The organism is Micromonospora sp. NPDC005206 (assembly GCF_040608175.1).
Taxonomy (GTDB): domain Bacteria; phylum Actinomycetota; class Actinomycetes; order Mycobacteriales; family Micromonosporaceae; genus Micromonospora.
The window spans coordinates 1-24,455 of record NZ_JBEXHU010000009.1 but is presented as its reverse complement, the minus strand read 5'-3'; the positions used below and the strand labels follow the sequence as shown (position 1 = coordinate 24,455).

Genomic DNA, 24,455 nt, shown 5'->3' with positions numbered 1-24,455 from the left:
GGCCGGCCCGCGGGTGTCGGGGTCAGAGCTGGTGGCGGGCCGCCCAGACCTGCGCCGAGACGTGGGCGATCAGCCGGCAGGCGTCATCCTCGACCTCGTCGCCGCTGGGGCCGCCGTCGGCCAGGTCGGTCGTCGTGCAGACGGTGATCACGTACGGCGGGGCGTCGTCGGGCAGGACCACCCCGGCGCCGTGCCGGACGCCGCGTACCCAGCCGTTCTTGTGCGCGATCCGGGTGCCCTCGGGCAGGCCGGCGGCCAGGTCCTCGCGGTGCTCCTGGGCGAGCAGCACGTCCAGCATGGCCGCGCAGCCGGCCGGCGAGGCGAGCCGGCCGGGGCTGGTGGCCCCGGTGGCGACCGCGCCGAGCAGGGCGGCCAGGTCGTGGGCGGTGACCAGGTTGGTGATGCCGGCCTCGCGGGCGGCGAAGTCCTCGATGCCGCGGCCGGTGACGCTGTGCCGGGCTCCGGCCAGCGCCCACACCTCGGCCACCGCGGGCAGGCCAACGTGGCCGATGATCAGGTTGGTGGCCAGGTTGCTGGACCGCACGATCATCCGGTCGGCGAGCCAGCGCAGCGGCGCGGTGCCGCCCACCCGGTCCCAGACCGCGTCGTCGTTGTCGTAGTGCTGCGCGCAGGAGAACCGGGGTGCGCCGGGCTGGGCCGAGCCGAACTCGTTGATCACCGGGACGGGGGCGTCCAGCTCCAGCGTGCCGGCCTCGGCGGCGCGGTGCAGCGCGGCGAGCACCGCCGCCTTCATGGTGCTGGCGGCGTAGTGGGCGGCGTCGGCATGGCGGGTCCAGGTGGGCGGCGCGTCGAGGCGGCCCACGTACGCCGAGACGGTGCCGGGCACCTTGTCCAGGTGGGCGTCGAGATCATCCCAGGTCATGCCGGTGACCGTAGCGGATCACCGGCGGGTCGGCCGGGCGGGCCCGCGTACCCCGCCGGAACGCGGACGGGCGCGCCGACCGCAAGCGGTCGACGCGCCCGGTGCCGGGTGCTGGTGGGGTCAGCCGGCGTGCTTGCGGCGGGCGGCGGCCCGGCCACGCAGCTGCTGGTCGAGCACGACCTTGCGGATGCGCACCGCGGTCGGGGTGACCTCGACGCACTCGTCCTCGCGGCAGAACTCGAGGGCCTGCTCCAGCGACAGCTTGCGCGGCGGGATCAGCTTCTCGGTCTCGTCGGAGGTCGACGCCCGCATGTTGGTGAGCTTCTTCTCCTTGGTGATGTTGACGTCCATGTCGTCGGAGCGGGAGTTCTCCCCGACGATCATGCCCTCGTACACCTCGGTGGTCGGGTCGACGAAGAGCTGGCCACGCTCCTGCAGGTTGATCATCGCGAAGGCGGTGACCGCGCCGGCCCGGTCGGCGACCAGGGAGCCGTTGTTGCGGGTCCGCAGCTCGCCGAACCACGGCTCGTACGACTCGAAGACGTGGTGCAGGATGCCGGTGCCCCGGGTGTCGGTGAGGAACTCGGTGCGGAAGCCGATCAGGCCGCGCGCCGGGACCAGCCACTCCATCCGGATCCAGCCGGTGCCGTGGTTGACCAGCTGCTCCATCCGGCCCTTGCGGGTGGCCAGCAGCTGGGTGATCGCGCCCAGGTACTCCTCGGGCGCGTCGATGGTCAGCCGCTCGACCGGCTCGCAGGTCTTGCCGTCGATCTCGCGGGTGACGACCTGCGGCTTGCCGACGGTCAGCTCGTAGCTCTCCCGGCGCATCTGCTCGACGAGGATGGCCAGCGCCAGCTCACCACGCCCCTGCACCTCCCAGGCGTCCGGCCGCTCGGTGGGCAGCACCCGCAGCGACACGTTGCCGACCAGCTCCTTGTCGAGCCGGTCCTTGACCATCCGTGCGGTGACCTTGGAACCCTTGACCCGGCCGACGTGCGGCGAGGTGTTGGTGCCGATGGTCATCGAGATGGCCGGCTCGTCGACGGTGATCAGCGGCAGCGGCACGGGGTTCTCCGCGTCCGCGAGGGTCTCACCGATCATGATCTCGGAGATGCCGGCGACCGCGATGATGTCGCCCGGGCCGGCGGACTCGGCCGGCTTGCGCTCCAGGCCCTCGGTCATCAGCATCTCGGAGATGCGGACCCGCTGGGTGCTGCCGTCGGTGCGGCACCAGGTCACCGTCTGACCCTTGTTGATGGTGCCCTGCCGGACCCGGCACAGCGCCAGCCGGCCCAGGAACGGCGAGGCGTCGAGGTTGGTGACGTGCGCCTGCAGCGGCGCGTCCTCGTCGTACGCGGGCGGCGGGATGGTGTCCAGCAGGGCGCGGAACAGCGGCTCCAGGGAGGTGCTGTCGTCGGGCACCGAGCCGTCGGCGGGCTGCGTCAGCGAGGCGATGCCGTCGCGGGCGCAGGCGTAGACGATCGGGAAGTCGATCTGCTCCTCGTCGGCGTCCAGGTCGAGGAAGAGCTCGTAGGTGTCGTCCACGACCTCCTTGATCCGGGCGTCGGGGCGGTCCACCTTGTTGATCACCAGGATGATCGGCATCCGGGCGCGCAGCGCCTTGCGCAGCACGAAGCGGGTCTGCGGCAGGGGGCCCTCGCTGGCGTCGACCAGCAGCACCACCCCGTCGACCATGGTCAGGCCGCGCTCCACCTCACCACCGAAGTCGGCGTGGCCGGGGGTGTCGATGATGTTGATGGTGACCGGGTCGGAGCCATCCGCCGGCAGGTAACGCACGCCGGTGTTCTTGGCCAGGATGGTGATGCCCTTCTCCCGCTCAAGGTCCCCCGAGTCCATCACCCGCTCGGTCGTCTCACCGCGGGCGCCGTACGCGCCGGCCTGCCGCAACATGGCGTCGACCAGGGTGGTTTTGCCATGGTCGACGTGAGCGATGATGGCGACGTTGCGGAGGTCGGTGCGAAGCTGCATACCCTCTATCCTTCCGCCTGCGCTCGCGCAGGCCGCGTCGGGGTCACCCCCAGGTGCCCCTGATCTCTGGTGAAACTGCTGTCCGGGTGGTTCTCCCGGCTGGCATGCTGGCTCCCGTGTCCCGGGGGCCTGAGTGCATGACCTGCTGACCTTGGTGCAGGGTCTGCCCACCCTGTGGATCTACCTGGTCGCCGCGCTGATTGTGGCGGGCGAGACCGCGGTGATCTTCGGCCTGCTCGTGCCGGGTGAGGCTACCCTGCTGCTCGTCGGCTTCCTCACCTACAACGGTACCTTGCGGCTGGGCCCGTCGTTGCTGGCGATGATCGTCGCCGCGGTCGCCGGTGACGCCCTGGCGTTCCGCGCCGGGCGGCGGTACGGCTCGCGGCTGCGTACCCGGCTGGGCCACCGGGTCGGGCCCGAGCGGTGGGGTCGGGCCGACGCGATGCTTGCCCGGCTGGGCGGGCGGGGTGTGTTCGCCGCGCGCTGGGTGGCCTTCGCCCGCACTCTGGTGCCCCGGCTGGCCGGCGCGGCAGGCATGCCGTACCGGCGGTTCGCGCCGTGGAACCTGGCCGGCGTGGTGACCTGGGTGGGCGGTTCGGTGCTGCTCGGTCACGTCGCCGGTGAGTCGTACGACACGGTCTCCCGGCTGCTCGGCCGGGCCACCGGGGCGGCGCTGGTGCTGCTGGCCGGCCTGCTGGGGGTGGTGCTCACCGGCCGGTGGTTGGGCCGTAACCCCGACCCGGTCCGGGCTCTGCTCTCGCGGGCCGGCGCGCTTCCGCCGGTGCGCTGGCTCAGCGCCCGCTACGGGGTGCTGTTCTTCCTGGTGGCGATACGGATCGGGCCGGCGTGGACGCTGCTGCTCAACCTCGCCGCCGGGCTGTTGCTGCTCTTCGCCGCCGGGCTCGCCATCGCCGGCCTGCTCGCCGTGGTGGTGCGCAACAGCGGGCTGTCCGCGCTGGACGGGGCGATCGGGGGCTGGTTCGCCGCCCGGCGGACCCCGGACGCCGCCGATGCCACCCTGGCACTGGTGTCGGTGGTGCGGGGGTGGGTGCTGATCGTTCTGGTGGCCCTGGTGGCCGCGGTGCTGGCCTGGCGGAATCGGCCGTGGCGGGCGGACCTGCTCAGCGTGGTCGGCACGGTGGGCGCGTTCGTGCCGCTGCTGGTGCTGGCCGTGGTGGCCGAGCTGACCGGGTCGCCGGGAGCGGGGCCGGGCGGCGGCGAGGGGGTCCCGTTCCCGACGCAGAACGCGGTGGTCGCGGCGAGCTTCTGCACCCTGGCCTGGCTGGTGTCCCGGGGCGCCCGCTGGCCGGTGGCGGTGGCCGCCTGGACGGCCGCCGCGGCAGGGGTGCTCGGGGTCGGCGGCGCCCGGCTCTACCTCGGGTTGGACACGGCGAGCGGGACCGCGGCGGCCGTGCTGCTCGGGGTGCTCTGGACGGTCGTGTTCATGGTCGCCTGGGCCACCCGGGACCGCGCGATGGGGGAGCGGGAGCAGCCGGAGGACCCGGTCCTGCCGCGCTCGCAGGGGCCTCGCCGCCCGGTCGAACCTTGCTAGGGTGCGGCGACGGTCACACGGGGGAGGAACGGCATGCGTGGACGGACCGGTCGGGTGGGTGCCGTGGTGCTCGCCGGGCTTCTGCTGACGGGCACGATGGTCGGCTGCGCCGACCGCGGTGAGCGCCCGCAGGGCCAGGCCGAGCCGGTCGCGGTCACCGATGCGCCGACGGACGCCCCGGTCGACGAGGCCGCCGCAGAGCCGAGCCCGTCGGCGAGCGGGGTGGCGGCGATGGGTGCCGCGCCGAGTCGCAGCGCGACCCCGACCCCGACCCCGAAGCCGACGAAGAAGCCGACCCGACCGTCCGGCCCGGCGACGAAGCCGCGCCCGGTGGCGAAGCCGCCCACCGAGACCAAGGTCCCGCCGGCGCCCCCGAAGCCGGCACCGACCTCCTGTAAGCCCAGCTACAAGGGCACCCAGGCGACCCGGGCCGAGACGAAGGCGGCGCTGGCCGACGCGGCCGCCCGCGTCTACTGGCCGACCTCCGCACCGGACATCAAGATCCCACTCGACCTGGTCAAGGCCACCGCCTGGCAGGAGAGCGGTTGGCAGTCCAACATCTATGCCTGCGATGGCGGCGTCGGGCTGATGCAGGTGATGCCGGGCACCGCGACCTGGATGAACCAGCGGTTCGAGCAGAGCTACAAGATCGACGACTACCGGGACAACGCGTTCCTGGGCGCCAACTACCTGGCCTGGCTGACCAAGTACATCGGCGACATGTACTTCGAGTCCGACTTCCGGCTCGACGCCGGCCTGTGCACCTCCGAGCTGAACTCCTGCCTGCTCAACGCGGTGATCGCCGCGTACAACTTCGGGCACGGGGCGGTGGCGCAGGAGGGGGAGCCGCTGGCCATCCCCAACCCGTCCTACGTGCGCAACGTGCGCGCGCTGATGACCGAATGCGTCTGCCTGGGGTACTGAGCGAGCCGATCGGTCAGCCGCGGGCGGCCACCGGCTCGGGCGGCACGGGCGTGTCCGCCGCGCTCTCGCGGGCTATCCGGCCGGGCCACCAGAAGCGGTCGCCGAGCATGAACGCCAGCGCCGGCACCAGGACCGTGCGGACCAGCAATGTGTCCAGCAGGACGCCGATGGACACGATGATGCCGATCTGGGTCAGCGTGATCAGGGGCAGCACCCCGAGCACGGCGAAGACCGCGGCGAGCAGCACGCCGGCGCTCGTGATCACGCCGCCGGTGACCCGGAGCGCGGAGAGCATCCCCTCCCGGGTGCCGGCGCTGCGGGCGTCCTCGCGGGCACGGGTGACCAGGAAGATGTTGTAGTCCACACCCAGCGCCACCAGGAACACGAAGGCGAGCAGCAGCACACCGCTGTCCAGTGCCGGGAAACCCAGCACGTGGTCGAAGAGCAGCCACGCCGCACCGAGGCTGGCGAAGAACGACGCGATCACGGTGAGCACCAGCAGCACCGGCGCGACCAGACCCCGCAGCAGCAGGACGAGCACCGCGCCGACCAGCAACAGGATGATCGGCAGGATCAGCCGCAGATCCCGGTCGTTGGCCTCCTCCGAGTCGTAGGTGCCGGCCACCGTGCCGCCGACGATCGCCCCGGACGGCGCGTCGGCGCCGTCGACCGCGGGCGGAGCGGAGTCGGGGACCGCGGCGACCGCGTCGCGCAGCGCCTCGATCGTGCGGTCGGACGCGGTCGTCCCCGGTTCGGCCTCCAGCACCACGTCGACCTGTGCGATGCCCTGGCCCGCCTCCCCGGGGCGGGCCGAGGCGACCCCGGGAACGGCGGCGGCGACGTCGGTGACCGTCCGCACCGCCGCCGGGGTGGTGAGCACGGCGACCGGCTGCGTGGTCCCGGCGGGGAAGGCCCGGGCCAGGGTCTGCGCGCCGGTCACCGCCTCGGGCTGGGCCCGGAACTGCTCGGTCTCGGACAGGCCGGTGCGGATCCCGAGCCCGCCCAGCGCCAGGGCGGCGAGCAGCAGCGTGGCCAGCACCGCGACCGGTACCGGACGGCGTTGCACGGCGGCGCCGAGCCGGCCCCAGAGCCGGCCCTCGCGGATCGCGCCGCCGACCCGGGGTACGAACGGCCAGAACAGGCCGCGGCCGAAGAGCACCAGCACGGCGGGGAGCACGAACAGCGCCGAGAGCACCGCGAAAACCACCCCGGTGGCGCAGGCCACGGCCAGTGCCCGGTTGGTCTCCTGCTCGCTGAGGAGCAGGGTGAGGACGCCGAGCACCACCGTGCCGCCGCTGGCCAGGATGGGCTCGGCCGTACGGCGCAGCGCGGCGCGCATCGCCGCGTACCGGTCCTCCTCGCGGCGCAGCTCCTCCCGGTAGCGGGCGATGAGCAGCAGCGCGTAGTCGGTGGCGGCGCCGAAGACCAGCACGCTGGCGATGCCGGTGACCTGGCCCTGCTGGAGGTTGATGCCGACGGCCGGCACGATCGTGTCCACCGCGCGCAGGGTGAGCTGCTCGGTCGCCGCGACGACGACCAGCGGCACGATCCACAGGAACGGGCTGCGGTAGGTGATCAGCAGCAGCAGCGCGACCACGGCGGCGGTCACCGCGAGCAGGGTGACGTCGGCGCCCTCGAAGACCGAGGCGAGATCGGCGGTGAAGGCGGGTGCGCCGGTGACCTCGACGGCGAGCCCGTCGGGCAGGTTGGTCAGCGCGGCGCGGAGCTGGGCGATCGTCTCGGTGACCTCGTCCTGTCCGCCGACGGTGCTGAGCGGCACGGCGACCAGCGCAACCGTCCCGTCCGGGGAGAGCTGCGGGGGGCTGACCCGCCCGCCCACCGCGAAGCGGCCCAGGTCTGCGGAGCGGCCGGCGACGGCGGCCCGGTCGGCTTCGCTCAGCGCGCCGCCGTCACCGCGGCTGACCACCACGATGGCCGGCTGGACCTCGCTGGCGGGCAGCTGGTCCTGCAAGCGCTGCACCTGAGTCGACTGCCACTGCGCGGACAGGCCGGTGGCGGAGACCGGCGCCGGGTTGTCCGGCTGGGGCAGCCCGAAGACGGCCGCGCCGACGACGATCGCGGCGGCCACGGTGAGCCAGGCGGCCAAACGGCCGCGGGCGACTCTGGTGAAGGCAGACATCAGGGTGACCTCGGAGCATCTCGATCGGAGAGTATCTTGATTACCGAGATTATCGACGGCTGTTCTATGCTGCAACCCGAGGGACCGACGACGGGAAGAAGCGGCGCGACGTGGTGACTCACGGCATGTACCGGCGGCGCGACACGCGCCGGGAGCAGCTGGTCGCGGAGATCACCAACAACCTGCGGCGGTACGCGGCGGACGCCCAGCAGGTCGGCCACGCCTTCGCCAACCTGCACGGGCTCAACCCGACCGACCTGAACGCGCTGCTCGCGGTGATGGACGCCGAGATCCTCGGCGACCCGATCACCCCCGGCCGCCTCGGTGAGCAGCTCAACCTCTCCTCCGGCTCGGTCACCGCCCTGATCGACCGGCTGGAACGAGCCGGCCACATCCGCCGGGACCGGGACACCGTCGACCGGCGCAAGGTGCTGCTGCACTACGCCGACCAGGGGGCCGCGCTGGCCATGGAGTTCTTCCAGCCGCTGGGCGCCCGCACCGACTCGGTGATGGCCGAGTTCGACGAGGACGAGCTGGAGGTGGTGCACCGGTTCATGGCGCGGATGAGCGACTCGCTGCGAGCGCACCGCGACGCCGTGCGCGCCGCCCGGCCCGAGCCGACCCGCCGCCCGACAGGCTGACCGGTGCCGGACCGGCTCCTCGCCCGCCTCGCCGGTGCCGCGCTGCGGCTTCCCGCGACGACCCGCCCCGGCCCGGTGCGGGTCACCCGCGACATCCCGGTCCGGGTCCGCGACGGCGTGGTGCTGCGCACCGACCACTACGCCCCGGGCGTCCGGGACGCGCCCACCGTCCTGATCCGCACCCCGTACGGGCGGGGTGGACCGCTGCGGCTGCTCGGCCGGCTGCTCGCCGCCCGCGGGCGGCACGCCGTGATCCAGTCCTGCCGGGGCACCGGCGGCTCCGGCGGGACGTTCGCTCCGCTGGTGCACGAGCGGGACGACGGAGTGGACACCCTGGACTGGCTGCGGCGCCAGCCCTGGTGGTCCGGGGCGCTCGGCATGTTCGGGGTCAGCTACCAGGGCTTCGCGCAGTGGGCGCTGGCCGCCGACGCCGGCGACGAGCTGCGCGCGATGGTCGCCGTGGTGACCGCCTCGGCGACCCGGGACTCGACGTACGCGGGGGAGTCGTTCGCCCTGGACACCGTGCTGACCTGGGCGGAGCTGCTGCACGCGCAGACCGTGCCGTGGCTGGCCCGGCAGCGGGAGCTCAAGCGCGGGCAGCCCCGGTTGGCCGCCGCGCTGGAGCACCTGCCACTGGCCGGGGCGGACCTGGTGGCCACCGGTGTGACGATCCCGTTCTTCCAGGAGTGGCTGCGCCACCACACCCCGGACGCCGAGTACTGGCGGACCCGGGTCTTCGCCGACCGGGTGGCCCGGGTGCGGGCGCCGGTGATCATGGTCAGTGGCTGGCACGACATCTTCCTGCCCGCTCAGCTCGACGACTACGCCACCCTGCGCGCCGACGGTGCCCGTCCGCGCCTGGTGATCGGCCCCTGGACGCACGGCAGCCCCGGCCTGTTCGTGGCCTCCCTGCGGGAGGGGTTGGCCTGGCTCGACGAGCACCTGACCGGGCTGGCTCCGGCGGGCGAGCGGCCTCGCCGCGCCGGGCGGTCCACGCCGGTCCCGGTGCGGCTGTCCGTGGGGGGCGCCGGCGGTGGCTGGCGGGACCTGCCGGACTGGCCGCCGCCGGCCGTCGACACCGCCTGGCACCTGCACCCCGGTGGCGAGCTGGCGGTGCGCCCGCCGGTCCCCTCGCCGGCGGACGAGTTCCGGTACGACCCGGCCGACCCCACCCCGTCGCTCGGCGGGCCACTGCTGGTGGCGCAGCGGGCCGGCCCGGTGGACAACCGGAGCGTCGAGGCCCGCCCCGACGTGCTGACGTACACCAGCGCCGCGCTGAGCGGGCCGATCGAGGTGATCGGCCCGGTGCGGGCCGAGATCCACGTCCGCAGTGAACTCGCGTACCTGGACGTCTTCGTCCGACTGTGTGACGTGGACCGTCGTGGTCGTTCGTGGAACGTGTGCGACGGTCTGGTCCGGGTGGCACCCGGGCGCTTCCCGGCCGACCCGTCCGGGGTGCGCCGGGTCGCGGTGCCGCTCTGGCCGACGGCGTACCGGTTCGCCGCCGGGCACCGGCTGCGGTTGCAGGTCGCCGGTGGCGCCCATCCCCGCTGGGCGCGCAACCCGGGCACCTGCGAACCACTCGGTACGGCGGTGACTCTGCGTGCCGGATGGCGGCAGGTTCTGCACGACCCCGGGTACCCCTCGGCGCTGCGTCTACCGATCGTCCACTCTGGCTCCTAACGATCTCCAAGGTGAGCAGATCGCCTCTGAGCTGGGCTTTTGCGGTTGATGCGGGCTATCGTTTGGTCAACGCCCGGCGCTGTGCACGAGTAGGCCGGGCTCGTCCGTAGCCCCGCACCGCGTACGCGGTGTGACGTCGTGCCCGGCCCCCGCTCATCGGAAGGGGGACCAAATGACCCGGGCCCCGGCGAACCTGTTGGCCGTGCGCACCCTGCTGCTGACCCACCTCGACAACGCCCCCGGGCCGGACGATCTGGAGCCGGCGGAGGTCGGCATCGTCGGCGATCCGGCGCACCGCGGCGGCTACCACTGTGGATCGGACCGGGTGGTCACCAACGACTACTCGGTGGTGGAGTCACCTCGGGACCGGGCCGGCCTGACCCTGGACGCGGCCGCGTTGGACGTCGGCGGCTTCGAGGTCCGTGCCGGTGGCCGAACGCACACGCTGCCCAGCTTCTCGCTCTGGTGCGTCGGGCAGTGCGTCGCGAACGCGGCCGACACCCGGGACATCCGCGAGATCATCTACAGCCCCGACGGAAGCACGGTGCGGCGGTGGGACCGGCTGGGCAAGCGCAGCAGCGGCGACAGCTCGCACCGCTGGCACAGCCACTTCAGCTTCTTTCGTGACGCCATCAAGGCGGGCCGCGACCAGCGGCCGATGTTCCGCCGCTATCTCAGCTCCATCGGACTCCTGGAGGAGAACGACATGACCGAAGCCGAAATCATCGCCGCGCTGCGGAAGGGCGTCACCAGCGACCCGGTCATCCGCGAGGTCCTGCGGCGGGCGCCGTGGGAGTTCCTACCCGCCGACCACGGCGGGAAGACGTCCGCGCACGCCATCGTGCTGAACGGGTTGCCCGCCCAGTTGCAGGCGCTCGCCGGGCGGGACTTCACCGACGAGCCCGCGATCATCCAGGGCGTGCTGGCCGGGCTGACCCCGGAGAAGATCGCCGCGGCCATCCCGCCCAGCGTGGCCAAGCAGGTCGCCGACGAGTTGGCCCGCCGGCTGGTCGCCTGAGCCTCCGGGCCGACCGCCCCTGCTCCACAACAGTGGTTACGTAATAGGTGTTGCGCAACCACTGTTGCGGATGGCAGGTTGGGCGGCATGGAGAACCCCGACGTACGTCAGGTCACCGACTCACGGGTGCTGGCCGCCATGGCCCACCCGCTGCGCCGCCGACTGATGGACGTGCTCAAGGTGCACGGCCCCTCGACCGTCGGCATGCTCGCCGAGCACACCGACCAGGCGCCAGCGAACGTCAGCCACCACCTCAAGGTGCTCGCCGCCGGTGAACTGGTCGCCGAGGCGCCCGAGCTCGCCCGGGACCGGCGCGAGCGGTGGTGGCGGCTGGCCACCCGGTCGGTGCGCTGGTCCAACACCGACTTCGACGCCGACCCGGCCGCCCGCGCGGTCGCCGACGCCGCCACCTCACTCAACCTGGACCGGCACGTCGCCCTGGCCCGGGCGTGGCACGCCGCCGACGAGCCGGCGCAGGCAGCATGGAACGACGCGCCGTTCTCCACCGACCGCTGGCTGCATCTCACACCCGACGAACTGGCCGAGTTGAACCGCGAGGTGATCGACCTGCTGGCCCGCTGGGCCGACCGGAAGGCGCCCGACGACGGGCGCGAGCGCCAGCCGGTCTTCGTGTTCGCCCACGGCGTCCCGGCCCGTCCGTGACCGTGGCCACGCACACCGATCCGAGCCCGGTCCGGGAGACCGGCGGGCTGCTGCGGCACCGGGACTTCCGGCTGCTCTGGGCCGGCCAGGCGATCAGCAGCGTCGGCAGCAACGTCACCACTGTCGCGCTGCCACTGGTCGCGGTGGCCGTGCTCGACGCCGGCACCTTCCAGGTGGCGGTGCTCACCGCCGCGGCCTGGCTGCCGTGGCTGCTGATCGGCCTGCCGGCCGGCGCGTGGGTCGACCGGCTGCCGCGCCGGCCGGTGATGGTCGCCTGCGACCTGCTCTGCGCGGTGGCCTTCCTCACCGTTCCGCTGGCCGCCGCACTGGACCGGCTCACCGTCTGGCACCTGCTGCTGGTCGCGCTCGGGGCCGGCACCGCGCGGGTCTTCTTCGAGACCGCCGACCAGGTGTACCTGCCGGTGCTGCTCCGCCCCGAGCAACTGCCCGAGGGCAACGCGAAGCTGCAGGCCACCCAGACCGTGAGCTACGTCGTCGGGCCCGGCCTCGCCGGCCTCATCGCCCAGCTCACCGGGGCGGTCGCCGCGCTGGTGCTGGACGCGGCCACGTTCCTGCTCTCCGCGGCCTGCCTGCTGCGGATCCGCACCGCCGAACCCCGTACCCCGCGGACCGACCGGTCCCCGTCGCTGCGCCGGGACATCGCCGAGGGACTGCGCTTCGTCGTCCGTGACCCGTACCTGCGGGTGCTCACGCTCTTCGGCGCCGCCAGCAACATCGGGCTGATCGGCTACCAGGCCGTCCTTGTGGTGTTCCTGGTCCGCGAGCTACGGCTCGCGCCCGGCCTGGTGGGCGTCCTGGTCGCGGTGATGAGCGCCGGGGGGATCATCGGCGCGCTGCTGGCCACCGCGCTGGCCCGGCGCTGCGGCACCGCGCGCGCCATGCTGCTCGGTGCGGCCCTCACCGGGCCGCCCGCCCTGCTCATCCCGCTGGCCACGCCCGGTGTGGGACTGATCTGGCCGGCCCTCGGCGGGATCCTGATCGGCCTCGGAGTGGCGATCGGCAACGTGCTCAAGGGCAGCTTCCGGCAGACGTACACCCCGCACCACCTGCTCGGCCGGGTGACGGTGAGCATGCAACTGCTCAACTACGGCACCATCCCGCTGGCGGCCGTGCTGGCCGGTGCCCTCGGTGCGCGCTACGGAGTCGCGACCGCGATCGGAGTGATGACCGCCTGGTTGGCGCTCACCCCGTTGATTCTGTTGATCGGGCCGCTCCGGAGGCGGCGGGACCTGCCCGCCGCTCCGGCGGCGTCTTGAGTGCGCTGCGACGGCGGCCGGAGACCGGCCGCCGTCACCGGCACGGAGCTACATCGGGCGGACGTTGTCCGCCTGCGGACCCTTCTGCCCCTGGGTCACCTCGAACTCGACCTTCTGGCCCTCGTTGAGCTCCCGGTAGCCGCTCGAGGCAATGGCGGAGTAGTGGACGAACACGTCCGGCCCTCCACCGTCCTGCTCGATGAAACCGAAGCCCTTTTCCGAGTTGAACCACTTAACCGTGCCGGTTGCCATGCATCTCTCCCTGTTCAAAGCGGCTGACCCTCGACCTGTGGCCGATGATCGCCCGTACCTGTCCGACAGTAACGGGCGAAACGCCGATCCGCCGGCCGAAGTGCCGTAGGTCTTCGAGTGAAGTCGGGTGAACTCTGCGCGCCGGCACGTGAAACCCGCCCCGGCAGCCCCCCGCTGCGGCATGCTAGCGCCGATGAGGGGTGCCGCAGCCGCCGCGCTGTCCGAGCTGGAGCGCGAGATCGACGCGCCCGGCGCCGGCCTGGACCGGCTCCGACTCGTACCCACCCCGTTCGTGCCGGAGGTGCGGCTGCACCTGGCCGAGGACGCGATCGTCTGGTGGGCCCGGATGGAGGCGGCCGTCGGGCACGCCCTGCCGCCGCCGTACTGGGCCTCCGCCTGGGCCGGGGGGCAGGCTCTCGCCCGTCACCTGCTGGACCATCCGGAGCTGGTCGCCGGCCAGCGGGTGCTCGACCTCGCAGCCGGATCGGGGCTGGTGGCCATCGCCGCCGCGCTGGCCGGCGCGTCGACGGTGGTCGCGAACGACATCGACCCGTACGCCGTCGCCGCCGTCACCGTCAACGCGCGAGCCAACCGGGTCGCCGTCGACGCCACGGGCGATGATCTGCTCGACAGCGTCGACGCGGAGGCGGACCTGGTCCTCGCCGGCGACGTGTTCTACAGCAGGGCGATGGCCGACCGGATGCTGCCGTTCCTCCAGCGGGCCGCCGCTGGCGGCGCCGAGGTGCTGGTGGGCGATCCCGGCCGGGGGCACCTGCCGGCGGACCGGTTGATGGTGCTGGCCGACTATCCGGTGCCCACCACCGAACCCTCGGTCGACTCGTCGCTGCGCCGGGTGCAGGTGCTGCGACCCGCCTGAGGCCGGGGACCGTCTCAGGGGCGACCCCGAGGCGGATACCAGGGGTCGGTGGGGGATGCGACCGGATGTCCACGGTGGTGCCGCGGCCATAGCGTACGGGGCATGACGCAATGGCTGGCTCAGGTCGGGGAACTACCCATCCTGCTGCTGATGGGCACGCTCGGGCTGGTCATGCTCTTCGACGCCGTACCGCTGCTGGGGGTTCTGGTCCCCGGCGACGTGGCGATCCTGGCCGCGGTCGGGGTGGGCCGCCCGGCCACCGGGCTCGCCACCTTCACCGCCGTGCTGGTCGGCTGCCTGGCCGGTTGGTCGTTGAGCTTCCTGGTCGGCCGTCGGTACGGGGAGCGGCTGCGGCGCAGTCGGATCGGCGACTGGATCGGCGAGGCGCGATGGACGGCGGCGGAGGGGCTGCTGCGTCGAGGTGGGGGCCGGATGGTGGTCGTCGCGCCATTCCTGCCGGTGTTCAACGCGCTGCTGCCGCTGGCCGCCGGTGGGCTGCGGATGTCGTACCGGCGGTTCCTCGGCTGCGCGGCGCTCGGCGCGGCGGCCTGGGCCGGTCTCTACCTCGCGCTGGGCACGGCGTCCCGCTCACTGGCCGGGTTGCTTCCGGGAGAGGCCAGCCCGCTGCTGGTCACCATGGGTGTCGGGCTGGTGCTGGCCGCCGTGGTGCTGCTGGGCACCCGGCGCCGGCTGCGTGCGGTGACCGGGGCTCCGACGCCCTGACCGGTTCGGCCCGGCGGTGGGTGCGGGGGTGCGCCCACGCGGTCGGGTAGGTGGTGCGGGGCCGGCCGGGGGGCCGGCCCCGCGCGGGTCACCAGCCGCGGGCACGCCACTGCGGCAGGGCCGGTCGTTCCGCGCCGAGCGTGCTGTCCTTGCCGTGACCGGGATAGAACCAGGTCTCGTCCGGGAGCCGGTCGAACAGCTTGTGCTCGACGTCGTCGATCAGCGCGGCGAAGCGCGCCGGGTCCTTGTCCGTGTTGCCCACGCCGCCGGGAAAAAGGCTGTCACCGGTGAAGAGGTGCGGGGTGCCGGCCGGGTCGCTGTAGAGCAGCGCGATCGAGCCCGGGGTGTGCCCCTTGATGTGGATGACCTCCAGCGCGCAGTCGCCGACCGGCACGGTGTCGCCGTCCGCGAGCCGCTCCGCCTCGATCGGCAGCCCGGCCGCGTCGTCGGCGTGCACCAGCGGGCGGGCGCCGGTCTTGGCGACCACCTCCTCCAGCGCCACCCAGTGGTCCATGTGCTGGTGGGTGATCACCACGGCGGTCAGCCCACCGTCGCCGATCAGGTCCAGCAGGCGGGGCGCCTCGTTGGCGGCGTCGATCAGCACCTGCTCGCCGGTGGCCGTGCAGCGCAGCAGGTAGGCGTTGTTGTCCATCGGGCCCACCGACAACTTGCTGATGGTGAGCCCGCTCAGCTCCCGCACCGCCGGCGCCTCGCCGGGGGTGACGTCTCCGCTGTAGGTCATGAGGTGTCTATATCCATTCCGGTGGAGTGGGCAGGGGGCCGTCGGGAGTGACGGCGAGCGCGCCGCCGCCGTCACGGCCGATCAGCCAGGCGGCGAGGTCGGGGGCGGGACCGGCGATGATCGGTGCGCCCGCGCGTTCCCCGATCACCAGTTCGTGTCGGCTGCCGTCGAAGCGCAGCACCATCGACGGCGGCGCCGGCCGGTCGCCGTGGTGCGCGGCCACCTCGTGCAGCAGCCGGTGGGCGAACGCCTCCGACCAGTCGGCGGGCCGGTAGTCGGCGGCCAGGTCGAGGTGGTGCACCTCGATCTCGCGCAACCGGCCCCAGACGAGCAGCGCCGCGGGCCATGGGCCACGGCGGGTCTGCACCGTCGCCGCCCACGCCTCGACCGGCATGGCCGCGACCGCCTCGGTGAATCGGTCCGCGGTACGCCGCAGGTCGTCCAGATGCTCGACCGGTGGGCGGCCCGCGCCGGCCTCGATGTCCATCGTGCGGGCCTCCGGCGAGGCGTACATCGGCAGCGGCTCGCCGGTGCGGGCCGCGGTGAGCAGGTTGACGAAGCCGTCGGCGTTGCGCGCCAGGTGCGCCAGCACGTGGCCGCGCGTCCAGCCCGGCAGTAGCGACGCGGCCGCTAGGCCCGCGCCGTCGAAGGAGGCCGCGGTACGCAGGAGTCGACTCGTGGCGTCGTCCACCTCGCCCATCAGCAGCAGCGGATCGGTGGTCACGCGTCGACCCTAGCGGTCCGCCGTCGCGGCGTCGCCGGGGAAATCGCTTTCGGCGCGTCGGCGCGCGCCCTACCGTCAGCGGCATACGCGGCACCGGGACGTCGGACGGAGGTGATGACCATGCCGGACGTGGCACGAGTGTTCCGCCATCACCAGCTTCGACACCGATGAGGATGCCATGACGATCGATCTGACCGCCCTCGGCTGGGACGCCGAGCGGGCGGCGTACGCCGGGCGACGCGGCGATCAGCACCCGGGCCGCGTGGCCCGGGTGGACCGGGGGGTCTGCACCGTGCTCACCGAGGCCGGCCCGGTGCGGGCCAGTCTGGGTGGGGCGGTGCTGGCCGGCGCCGTTCGGGACCCCTCCGCGCTGCCCTGTGCGGGCGACTGGGTGCTGCTCGCGCACTGGCCGGACCGCCGCACCACCGTGGAGGCGGTGCTGCCCCGGCGGGCCGCGCTGATCCGCCGTACCGCGGGCAAGGACGCCAGCGGCCAGGTGCTGGCCGCCAACCTCGACGCCGCCGCCGTGGTGGAGCCGGTGCACCCGGAGCCGGACGTCGGTCGGATCGAGCGGTTGCTCTCCCTGGCCCACGAGTCCGGTGCCCGGCCGCTGGTCGTGCTGACCAAGGCCGACCTCGCGGCCGACCCGGACGCGCTGGCCCGCCAGCTGGCCGCGGTCGCCCCCGGTGTGCCGGTGCTGCCGGTCAGCGCCGAGGGTGGCCTGGGCCTGGAACCACTGCGCGCCGAGGTGGCGCCGGGCCGCACGCTCGGCCTGCTCGGGCCCTCTGGCGCCGGCAAGTCGAGCCTGGTCAACGCGCTGGCCGGCGCGGTGCTGATGCCGACCCAGGCGATCCGGCGGGTCGACGGCAAGGGCCGGCACACCACCACCTGGCGGGCACTGGTGCCGATCCCCGGCGGCGGCGCGGTGATCGACACGCCTGGCGTGCGGGCGGTCGGCCTGCTGGACGGTGCGGCCGGGCTCGACCGGGCGTTCGCCGACATCGCCGGGCTGGCCGAGGGTTGCCGGTACGCCGACTGCGGGCACGACGGCGAGCCCGCCTGCGCGGTCCGCGACGCGCTGCACACCGGGGAACTCTCCACCCGCCGCTGGGAGAGCTGGCGGCGGCTGCAGGGGGAGGTGGCCCAGGAGAGCCGGCGGCGCGAGGCGCGGCTGGCCGCGGAGCGGCGTGGCGGGTGGCGTTCCGGCCGGCGCCGGGCGGCCCGACCGCCGTCGCCCGGGGGCTACTGACCGGCCCGGCCGACCGGGCTGAGCTGGGGGAATGTGCGGGCGGGGGAAACTGTCATACCTCGGGGCTAGAGTTGCCGAGGCGTCTTTTCCGCGCCCGCACGACCGCTCAGAACATGCCAGAGCGGGACACATCCTTCACTTCGTCTTCACCCGGGAGTACACGGACCGTGGCCGACCGACTGATCATCCGTGGCGCGCGCGAGCACAACCTGCGTGACGTCAGTCTCGACCTGCCCCGGGACGCACTCATCGTGTTCACCGGGCTGTCCGGGTCGGGCAAGTCGAGCCTGGCCTTCGACACGATCTTCGCCGAGGGGCAGCGGCGCTACGTCGAGTCGCTCTCGTCGTACGCCCGGCAGTTCCTCGGCCAGATGGACAAGCCCGACGTCGACTTCATCGAGGGGTTGAGCCCCGCCGTCTCGATCGACCAGAAGTCGACCTCGCGCAACCCGCGCTCGACCGTCGGCACCATCACCGAGGTCTACGACTACCTGCGGCTGCTGTACGCCCGCATCGGCGAGCCGCACTGCCCGGTCTGCGGCGAGCGGATCTCCCGCCAGAGCCCGCAGCAGATCGTCGACCGGGTCCTCGCCATGGCCGAGGGCACCAAGTTCATGGTGCTCGCCCCGGTCATCCGCGGCCGCAAGGGCGAGTACGTCGACCTCTTCGCCGAGCTGCAGGCCAAGGGCTACGCCCGGGCCCGCGTCGACGGCGTGGTGCACCCGCTGACCGAGCCGCCGAAGCTCAAGAAGCAGGAGAAGCACACCATCGAGGTGGTGATCGACCGGCTCACCGTCAAGCCGAGCGCCAAGCAGCGGCTGACCGACTCGATCGAGGCCGCCCTGGGCCTCTCCAGCGGCCTGGTGCTGCTCGACTTCGTCGACCTGCCCGAGGACGACCCGGACCGGGAGCGTCGCTACTCCGAGCACCTGGCCTGCCCCAACGACCACCCGCTCGCCATCGAGGACCTCGAGCCCCGGGTCTTCTCCTTCAACGCGCCGTACGGCGCCTGCCCGGAGTGCACCGGCCTGGGCACCAAGAAGGAGGTCGACCCGGAGCTGCTGGTGCCCGACCCGGAGCGCACCCTGCGCGAGGGCGCCATCCAGCCCTGGTCCACCGGCCACAACCTGGAATACTTCCTGCGCCTGCTGGAGGCGCTCGGCGAGGCCCAGCACTTCGACGTCGACACCCCGTGGCGGGCGCTGCCGGCGCGGGCGCAGAAGACGATCCTGCACGGCTCCGACGACCAGGTGCACGTGCGCTACCGCAACAAGTACGGCCGCGAGCGCTCCTACTACACCGGCTTCGAAGGCGTGGTGCAGTGGATCGAGCGCCGGCACTCCGACACCGAGTCCGAGTGGTCCCGCGACAAGTACGAGGGCTACATGCGCGATGTGCCGTGCGCGGCGTGCGGCGGCGCCCGGCTCAAGCCCGAGGTGCTCGCGGTCACGCTGGCCGGCAAGAGCATCGCCGAGGTGTGCAACCTGTCCGTGGGGGAGTGCGCCGACCTGCTCGTGGGCATCGAGCTCACCGACCGGCAGAAGATGATCGCCGAGCGGGTGCTCAAGGAGATCAACGCCCGGCTGCGGTTCCTGCTCGACGTCGGCCTGGACTACCTCTCCCTGGACCGGCCGGCCGGCACCCTCTCGGGCGGCGAGGCGCAGCGCATCCGGCTGGCCACCCAGATCGGCTCCGGGCTCGTGGGCGTGCTGTACGTGCTCGACGAGCCGTCGATCGGGCTGCACCAGCGCGACAACCACCGGCTGATCGAGACCCTGATCCGGCTGCGTGGCCTGGGCAACACGCTGATCGTGGTGGAGCACGACGAGGACACCATCCGCACCGCGGACTGGATCGTCGACATCGGGCCCGGCGCCGGTGAGCACGGCGGCAAGATCGTGCACAGCGGTTCGGTGCCGGCGCTGCTGGAGAACCCGGACTCGGTCACCGGGGCGTACCTGTCCGGCCGCCGGTCGATCCCGACACCGACGAAGCGCCGTCCGCAGGACCGGGACCGGGAGCTGGTGGTGCACGGCGCGCGCGAGCACAACCTGCGCAACCTGACCGTCTCCTTCCCGCTGGGCCAGCTGATCGCGGTCACCGGGGTCAGCGGCTCGGGCAAGTCGACGCTGGTCAACGACATCCTGTACGCGGTGCTCGCCAACCAGATCAACGGCGCCCGGCTGGTGCCCGGCCGGCACACCCGGGTCGGCGGCCTGGAGCACGTGGACAAGGTCGTCGGCGTGGACCAGTCGCCGATCGGCCGGACGCCGCGCTCCAACCCGGCCACCTACACCGGGGTCTGGGACCACGTCCGCAAGCTCTTCGCCGAGACCACGGAAGCCAAGGTGCGCGGCTACGGTCCGGGCCGGTTCTCGTTCAACGTCAAGGGCGGGCGCTGCGAGGCGTGCTCCGGCGACGGCACCATCAAGATCGAGATGAACTTCCTGCCCGACGTGTACGTCCCCTGCGAGGTCTGCAAGGGCGCCCGGTACAACCGGGAGACCCTCGAGGTGCACTACAAGGGCAAGACCGTCTCGGACGTGCTGGAGATGCCGATCGAGGAGGCCGCGGAGTTCTTCTCCGCCATCCCGGCCATCCACCGTCACCTCAAGACGCTGGTCGACGTGGGCCTCGGTTACGTCCGCCTCGGCCAGCCCGCGCCGACCCTCTCCGGTGGCGAGGCCCAGCGGGTCAAGCTCGCCTCCGAGCTGCAGAAGCGCTCCACGGGGCGGACGGTCTACGTGCTCGACGAGCCGACCACCGGCCTGCACTTCGAGGACATCCGCAAGCTGCTGATGGTGCTGGAAGGGCTGGTCGACAAGGGCAACACGGTGATCACCATCGAGCACAACCTCGACGTGATCAAGACGGCCGACTGGCTGATCGACATGGGCCCGGAGGGCGGGCACCGGGGCGGCAGCGTGCTCGCCACCGGCACCCCGGAGGAGGTCGCCGAGGTGCCCGAGAGCCACACCGGCCAGTTCCTGCGTCAGGTGCTCAAGCTCGACGGCGAGGCCAAGGGCGCGGCGGCCGCCACCACCCGGGCCGCCAAGGCCAACGGCACCGCCAAGACCCGGGCCCCGCGTAAGGCGACCGCCGCCGCGCGCTGAGTCGACCCGACGCCGGCGGTGCCCATCGGGCATCGCCGGCGTTCCCATTTCCTGGGTCGAGGCCGTGTCACCGTGAACCATCCGGCACAGTTGCCCGTGTTGACCTGTGTGGCCGGGAGATCGGGACCGGCGCAGCAGCCGAGAGAGAGGCGAGGCATGAGTGACGATCAGGCGCTGACCGGTCCGGGTACGCAGACCCGTCGGGCTCTGCTCACCGGCGTCGGGGCGGTGGGCGCGGCCGTCGTCCTGGCTGCCTGCGGCAGTGACGACACCGGCGGCGGAGCCGCCCCGACCAGCGGCGGCCCGGCGGTGCCCAGCACCGGTGACGCCGGCGGCGGCGATCGGCAGGGCGCCCAGTCGCTGGCCACCACCGCCGACATCCCGGTCGGCGGCGGCAAGGTCCTCGCCGCCGAGGGCGTGGTCATCACCCAGCCCACCGCCGGCCAGTTCAAGGGCTTCAGCCCGATCTGCACGCACCAGAACTGCCCGGTGACGAACGTCGACGGCGGCACCATCAACTGCACCTGCCACGGCAGCAAGTTCTCGATCGAGGACGGCTCGGTGAAGGCCGGTCCGGCCACCCGGCCGTTGCCGGCGAAGGACATCAAGGTCACCGGCGACCAGATCTCGCTGGCCTGACATCCGCGCCCCGACCGACGCTTGATCGACTCGCCTTTCGGGAAGTCGGGGTGTCCGGCACCCGCCGATGCCCCGACTTCCGCGGAGCCCGAGTCGATCTAGCGCTTTCGGCGGCGTGTCGGTGCCGCGGACTAGGCTTGCTGGCGTGGCTGACCCCTCGACCTACCGTCCCGCACCCGGCACCATCCCGGAGTCCCCGGGGGTCTACCGCTTCCGCGACGGCACCGGTCGGGTGATCTACGTCGGCAAGGCGAAGAACCTGCGCAGCCGGCTCAACTCCTACTTCGGCGACATCTGGAACCTGCACGAGCGCACCCGGCAGATGGTCACCACCGCCGAGTCGGTGGACTGGATCACCGTCGGCACCGAGGTCGAGGCGCTCCAGCAGGAGTTCACCTGGATCAAGCAGTACGACCCCCGGTTCAACGTCCGCTACCGCGACGACAAGTCGTACCCCTATCTGGCCGTCACCCTCGATGAGGAATACCCGCGGCTCCAGGTGATGCGCGGCGCCAAGCGCAAGGGCGTGCGCTACTTCGGGCCGTACTCGCACGCCTGGGCGATCCGGGAGACCCTCGACCTGCTGCTACGGGTGTTCCCGGCCCGGACGTGCTCCGCCGGGGTGTTCAAGCGGGCCGGCCAGGTCGGCCGGCCCTGCCTGCTCGGCTACATCGGCAAGTGCTCGGCGCCCTGCGTCGGCAGCGTCTCCGCCGACGAGCACCGGGCCATCGTCGACGGCTTCTGCGACTTCATGGCCGGGCGCACCGACACCATGGTCCGCAAGATCGAACGCGAGATGACCGAGGCGAGCGAGCAGCTGGAGTTCGAGCGGGCCGCCCGGCTGCGCGACGACGTGGCCGCCCTGCGCCGGGCGATGGAGAAGCAGACCGTGGTGTTGGGCGACGGCACCGACGCCGACGTGGTCGCGTTCGCCGACGACCCCCTCGAGGCGGCCGTGCAGGTCTTCCATGTCCGCGACGGCCGGGTCCGGGGCCAGCGCGGTTGGGTGGTGGAGAAGACCGAGGAGCTGACCACCGGCGACCTGGTGCACCACTTCTGCACCCAGGTGTACGGCGGCGAGCACGGCGAGGCCGACGTGCCCCGCGAGCTGCTGGTGCCCGAGCTGCCCGCGGACGCGGACGCGCTGGCCGACTGGCTCTCCACCCACCGTGGCAGCCGCGTCTCGCTGCGGGTGCCGCAGCGTGGCGACAAGCGCTCACTGATGGAGACGGTGGAGCGCAACGCCAAGGACGCGCTTGCCCGGCACAAGCTCAAGCGGTCGGGTGACCTGACCACCCGGGGCAAGGCGCTGGACGAGATCAGCGAGGCGCTGGACATGCGCACCTCGCCTCTGCGCATCGAGTGCTTCGACATCTCGCAGATCCAGGGCACCGATGTGGTGGCCAGCATGGTGGTCTTCGAGGACGGGCTGCCCCGCAAGAGTGAGTACCGGCGGTTCATCGTGCGGGGCGCGACCGACGACCTCTCCGCGATGTCCGAGGTGCTGCGCCGCCGCTTTGCCCGCTACCTTGACGCGCGGGCGGAGACGGGCGAGGCGGGGGTCGAGCCGGCCGACGATCCCGCCGCCCCGGGTGGCCTTGGTGAAATCGACGAGCCGCAGGTCGGCGTCCTGGTCGACCCGACCACCGGCCGGCCGCGCAAGTTCGCGTACCCGCCGCAGCTGGTGGTCGTCGACGGCGGCGCGCCGCAGGTCGCCGCGGCCGCCCAGGCCCTTGCCGAACTCGGCATTGACGACGTGGCCCTGTGCGGGCTGGCCAAGCGGCTGGAGGAGGTCTGGCTCCCCGACGACGAGTTCCCGGTCATCCTGCCGCGCACCTCGGAAGGGCTCTACCTGCTGCAACGGGTTCGCGACGAGGCGCACCGGTTCGCCATCACCTTCCACCGGCAGCGCCGCTCCAAGCGGATGACCGAGTCGGCGCTGGACAATGTGCCCGGCCTGGGCGAGGTGCGGCGCAAGGCGCTGATGAGGCATTTCGGCTCGCTCAAGCGGCTCTCCGCCGCCACCGTCGAGGAGATCACCGAGGTGCCCGGGGTGGGCCGGCGCACGGCCGAGTCGATCCTGGCCGCCCTCACCAAGGGAACCACGAGGGCCGACGAGGGGGCCGAGGCCACCCCGAGTTCGTGAGCCGGCCGGTCGCACCTCCCGGCGCTCCCTGTCGAGCTGCCCCAGATGTGGGGCGCGTCGCCGCCAGACCGTGGGCTGGCGACGACCTGGTCGCCGTCCGACCGCCACAGCGGGTTGAGGCCATTTGATCGACTCCGTCTCCTTGATATCGCGGTGTCTCGGCATCGGGGATACCCCGATGTCAGTGAAATCGAGTCGATCACCCTGCCGGTGACCGGGACGGGCGGCGCGGGCGGCATCCGCACCCACCGGCACCCCCGGAGGAGGTCGCCGAGGTGCCCGAGAGCCACACCGGCCAAAGAGCGTGATACCTCAGAGTCATACTTATGCCTCACAGGTATCGGGCTCGATGCCGACTGTCCGGCCCGCCCGGCGGGCCTGCCCCCTCGCTTGGCGCCCGCCTGCCCCTGGCACGGTTCGTGTGCCTGGCCGGGGTGGTCGAGTCCGCGATCTCGGAAAGGTTGTGGCCTCGACGGGTTGGCAGGCGGCAGTGCCCCGGGGATCGCGCGGACCGTGGGCCCGGCCGGGGTGAGACCCCCGAGGGTCTAATGTCCGGTTCGTGATCGGCGCGGCTGGGGTGGGTGTCCGGTTTTGCCGTGGGCGTCCTGTGGTCGGGGGCACCCGTGTGTTGGAATCGGGGGCCGGTCGGGGTGGTTATACCTGGCAGATCACCGCGGCCCCCGGGCCCGGTAGCCGCAGGCCGCCGGGAACACCCGCCAGGCCGCCACGGTTACATCCCCCGTAGCCGCAGGCCGCCGGGAACACCCGCTAGGCCGCCACGGTTACGTCCCCCGTAGCCGCCGACCGCCGAGAACACCCGCCGGGCCGGCACGGTTACATCCCCCGGACACCCGAGCAGGTCCCCTCCGATCGCCGGGTCGTCCCCCGTGAACTTCTCGTGCGGCGCACGCCCCCCGGTTGTGTGTCGCGCGGACCCCCGATGCAGAGGAGCACGCCATCATGCGTACCGATCTGATTCGTAAGACCGCTCTGACCGCTGCTGGGCTCGCGTTCACCGGCGGCGCCATCGCCGGACCGGTGACCGCCGCGTACGCCGCGTCGGACGCCAAGCCCACCACCCAGACGCAGACCGACCGTAAGCCCGCCGGTGAGCGTCAGCTCGGCGTGCGGTACGAGGCGCAGCCGAACTTCTACTACTGCGGCCCCGCCGCCACGCGTAACGCCCTGTCCGTGCAGGGCAAGGACATCAGCGTGGACGC

General features: G+C 72.8%; 19 protein-coding genes and 1 pseudogene. 14 read left to right on the top strand and 6 right to left on the bottom strand.

The window, feature by feature from the left end:
• Positions 1-22: 22 nt before the first annotated feature.
• Together ABZU69_RS14985 and typA are read right to left on the bottom strand one after the other, a co-directional pair.
• Positions 23-883 carry a serine hydrolase gene (locus ABZU69_RS14985; protein WP_354964905.1) on the bottom strand — a complete coding sequence of 287 codons (861 nt, stop codon included), beginning with the start codon at positions 881-883 and terminating at the stop codon, positions 23-25.
• Positions 884-1,003: 120 nt separating this feature from the next.
• Positions 1,004-2,872, bottom strand: coding sequence for a translational GTPase TypA (gene typA / locus ABZU69_RS14980; protein ID WP_354964904.1), 1,869 nt, complete (start codon positions 2,870-2,872; stop codon positions 1,004-1,006).
• Positions 2,873-3,005: 133 nt separating this feature from the next.
• Here typA and ABZU69_RS14975 point away from each other — a divergent pair, with 133 nt between their 5' ends.
• Together ABZU69_RS14975 and ABZU69_RS14970 are read left to right on the top strand one after the other, a co-directional pair.
• Entirely contained in the window at positions 3,006-4,424 is a 1,419-nt protein-coding gene (locus tag ABZU69_RS14975; RefSeq protein WP_354964903.1) for a DedA family protein, read from the top strand.
• A 33-nt stretch (positions 4,425-4,457) separates the two neighbouring features.
• Positions 4,458-5,348 carry a transglycosylase SLT domain-containing protein gene (locus ABZU69_RS14970; RefSeq protein WP_354964902.1) on the top strand — a complete coding sequence of 297 codons (891 nt, stop codon included), beginning with the start codon at positions 4,458-4,460 and terminating at the stop codon, positions 5,346-5,348.
• 13 nt (positions 5,349-5,361) lie between these two features.
• On the opposite strand, the gene ABZU69_RS14965 is transcribed toward ABZU69_RS14970, so the two are convergent.
• Positions 5,362-7,488: an efflux RND transporter permease subunit gene (locus ABZU69_RS14965; RefSeq protein ID WP_354964901.1), complete on the bottom strand. Its 2,127-nt coding sequence runs from the start codon at positions 7,486-7,488 to the stop codon at positions 5,362-5,364.
• A gap of 125 nt (positions 7,489-7,613) precedes the next feature.
• On the opposite strand from ABZU69_RS14965, the gene ABZU69_RS14960 reads away from it, so the two are divergent.
• The 5 genes from ABZU69_RS14960 (at position 7,614) to ABZU69_RS14940 (ending at position 12,770) form a co-directional block, all read left to right on the top strand.
• Complete coding sequence (locus tag ABZU69_RS14960) at positions 7,614-8,129, top strand: MarR family transcriptional regulator (protein WP_354965115.1); 516 nt, start codon at positions 7,614-7,616, stop codon at positions 8,127-8,129.
• A gap of 3 nt (positions 8,130-8,132) precedes the next feature.
• Positions 8,133-9,812, top strand: coding sequence for a CocE/NonD family hydrolase (locus ABZU69_RS14955; protein ID WP_354964900.1), 1,680 nt, complete (start codon positions 8,133-8,135; stop codon positions 9,810-9,812).
• A 172-nt stretch (positions 9,813-9,984) separates the two neighbouring features.
• Positions 9,985-10,830: a hypothetical protein gene (locus ABZU69_RS14950; RefSeq protein ID WP_354964899.1), complete on the top strand. Its 846-nt coding sequence runs from the start codon at positions 9,985-9,987 to the stop codon at positions 10,828-10,830.
• 87 nt (positions 10,831-10,917) lie between these two features.
• On the top strand, positions 10,918-11,493 hold the full coding sequence (locus ABZU69_RS14945) for a helix-turn-helix domain-containing protein (RefSeq protein ID WP_354964898.1): 576 nt from the start codon (positions 10,918-10,920) through the stop codon (positions 11,491-11,493).
• A 2-nt stretch (positions 11,494-11,495) separates the two neighbouring features.
• Positions 11,496-12,770 carry an MFS transporter gene (locus tag ABZU69_RS14940; RefSeq protein ID WP_354964897.1) on the top strand — a complete coding sequence of 425 codons (1,275 nt, stop codon included), beginning with the start codon at positions 11,496-11,498 and terminating at the stop codon, positions 12,768-12,770.
• 48 nt (positions 12,771-12,818) lie between these two features.
• Here ABZU69_RS14940 and ABZU69_RS14935 read toward each other — a convergent pair whose 3' ends face one another.
• Positions 12,819-13,022, bottom strand: a complete 204-nt coding sequence (locus ABZU69_RS14935; protein ID WP_007462771.1) for a cold-shock protein — start codon at positions 13,020-13,022, stop codon at positions 12,819-12,821.
• A 181-nt stretch (positions 13,023-13,203) separates the two neighbouring features.
• Between ABZU69_RS14935 and ABZU69_RS14930 the strand changes: the two genes are divergently transcribed.
• Positions 13,204-13,899, top strand: coding sequence for a 50S ribosomal protein L11 methyltransferase (locus tag ABZU69_RS14930; RefSeq protein WP_354964896.1), 696 nt, complete (start codon positions 13,204-13,206; stop codon positions 13,897-13,899).
• A gap of 102 nt (positions 13,900-14,001) precedes the next feature.
• The gene (locus ABZU69_RS14925) at positions 14,002-14,622 is read left to right on the top strand and encodes a VTT domain-containing protein (RefSeq protein WP_354964895.1); all 621 of its coding nucleotides are present in this window, start codon (positions 14,002-14,004) and stop codon (positions 14,620-14,622) included.
• Positions 14,623-14,710: 88 nt separating this feature from the next.
• Here ABZU69_RS14925 and ABZU69_RS14920 read toward each other — a convergent pair whose 3' ends face one another.
• Positions 14,711-15,364 carry an MBL fold metallo-hydrolase gene (locus tag ABZU69_RS14920; RefSeq protein WP_354964894.1) on the bottom strand — a complete coding sequence of 218 codons (654 nt, stop codon included), beginning with the start codon at positions 15,362-15,364 and terminating at the stop codon, positions 14,711-14,713.
• Between the two features lie 7 nt (positions 15,365-15,371).
• Positions 15,372-16,088, bottom strand: a complete 717-nt coding sequence (locus tag ABZU69_RS14915) for a maleylpyruvate isomerase family mycothiol-dependent enzyme (protein ID WP_354964893.1) — start codon at positions 16,086-16,088, stop codon at positions 15,372-15,374.
• 178 nt (positions 16,089-16,266) lie between these two features.
• Between ABZU69_RS14915 and rsgA the strand changes: the two genes are divergently transcribed.
• From rsgA to ABZU69_RS14890, 5 genes and pseudogenes are all read left to right on the top strand, one after another.
• Entirely contained in the window at positions 16,267-17,337 is a 1,071-nt protein-coding gene (rsgA, locus tag ABZU69_RS14910) for a ribosome small subunit-dependent GTPase A (protein ID WP_354964892.1), read from the top strand.
• A gap of 167 nt (positions 17,338-17,504) precedes the next feature.
• Complete coding sequence (gene uvrA / locus ABZU69_RS14905; protein ID WP_354964891.1) at positions 17,505-20,450, top strand: excinuclease ABC subunit UvrA; 2,946 nt, start codon at positions 17,505-17,507, stop codon at positions 20,448-20,450.
• A 156-nt stretch (positions 20,451-20,606) separates the two neighbouring features.
• A complete protein-coding gene (locus ABZU69_RS14900) occupies positions 20,607-21,089 on the top strand; it encodes a Rieske (2Fe-2S) protein (protein ID WP_354964890.1) in 483 nt (160 codons plus the stop codon).
• A 145-nt stretch (positions 21,090-21,234) separates the two neighbouring features.
• Positions 21,235-23,235 (top strand): excinuclease ABC subunit UvrC, encoded by a 2,001-nt coding sequence (uvrC, locus tag ABZU69_RS14895; protein WP_354964889.1) that lies wholly within the window; start codon positions 21,235-21,237, stop codon positions 23,233-23,235.
• A 960-nt stretch (positions 23,236-24,195) separates the two neighbouring features.
• Positions 24,196-24,455 (top strand): annotated as a pseudogene (locus tag ABZU69_RS14890) (phytochelatin synthase); the annotation flags it as partial.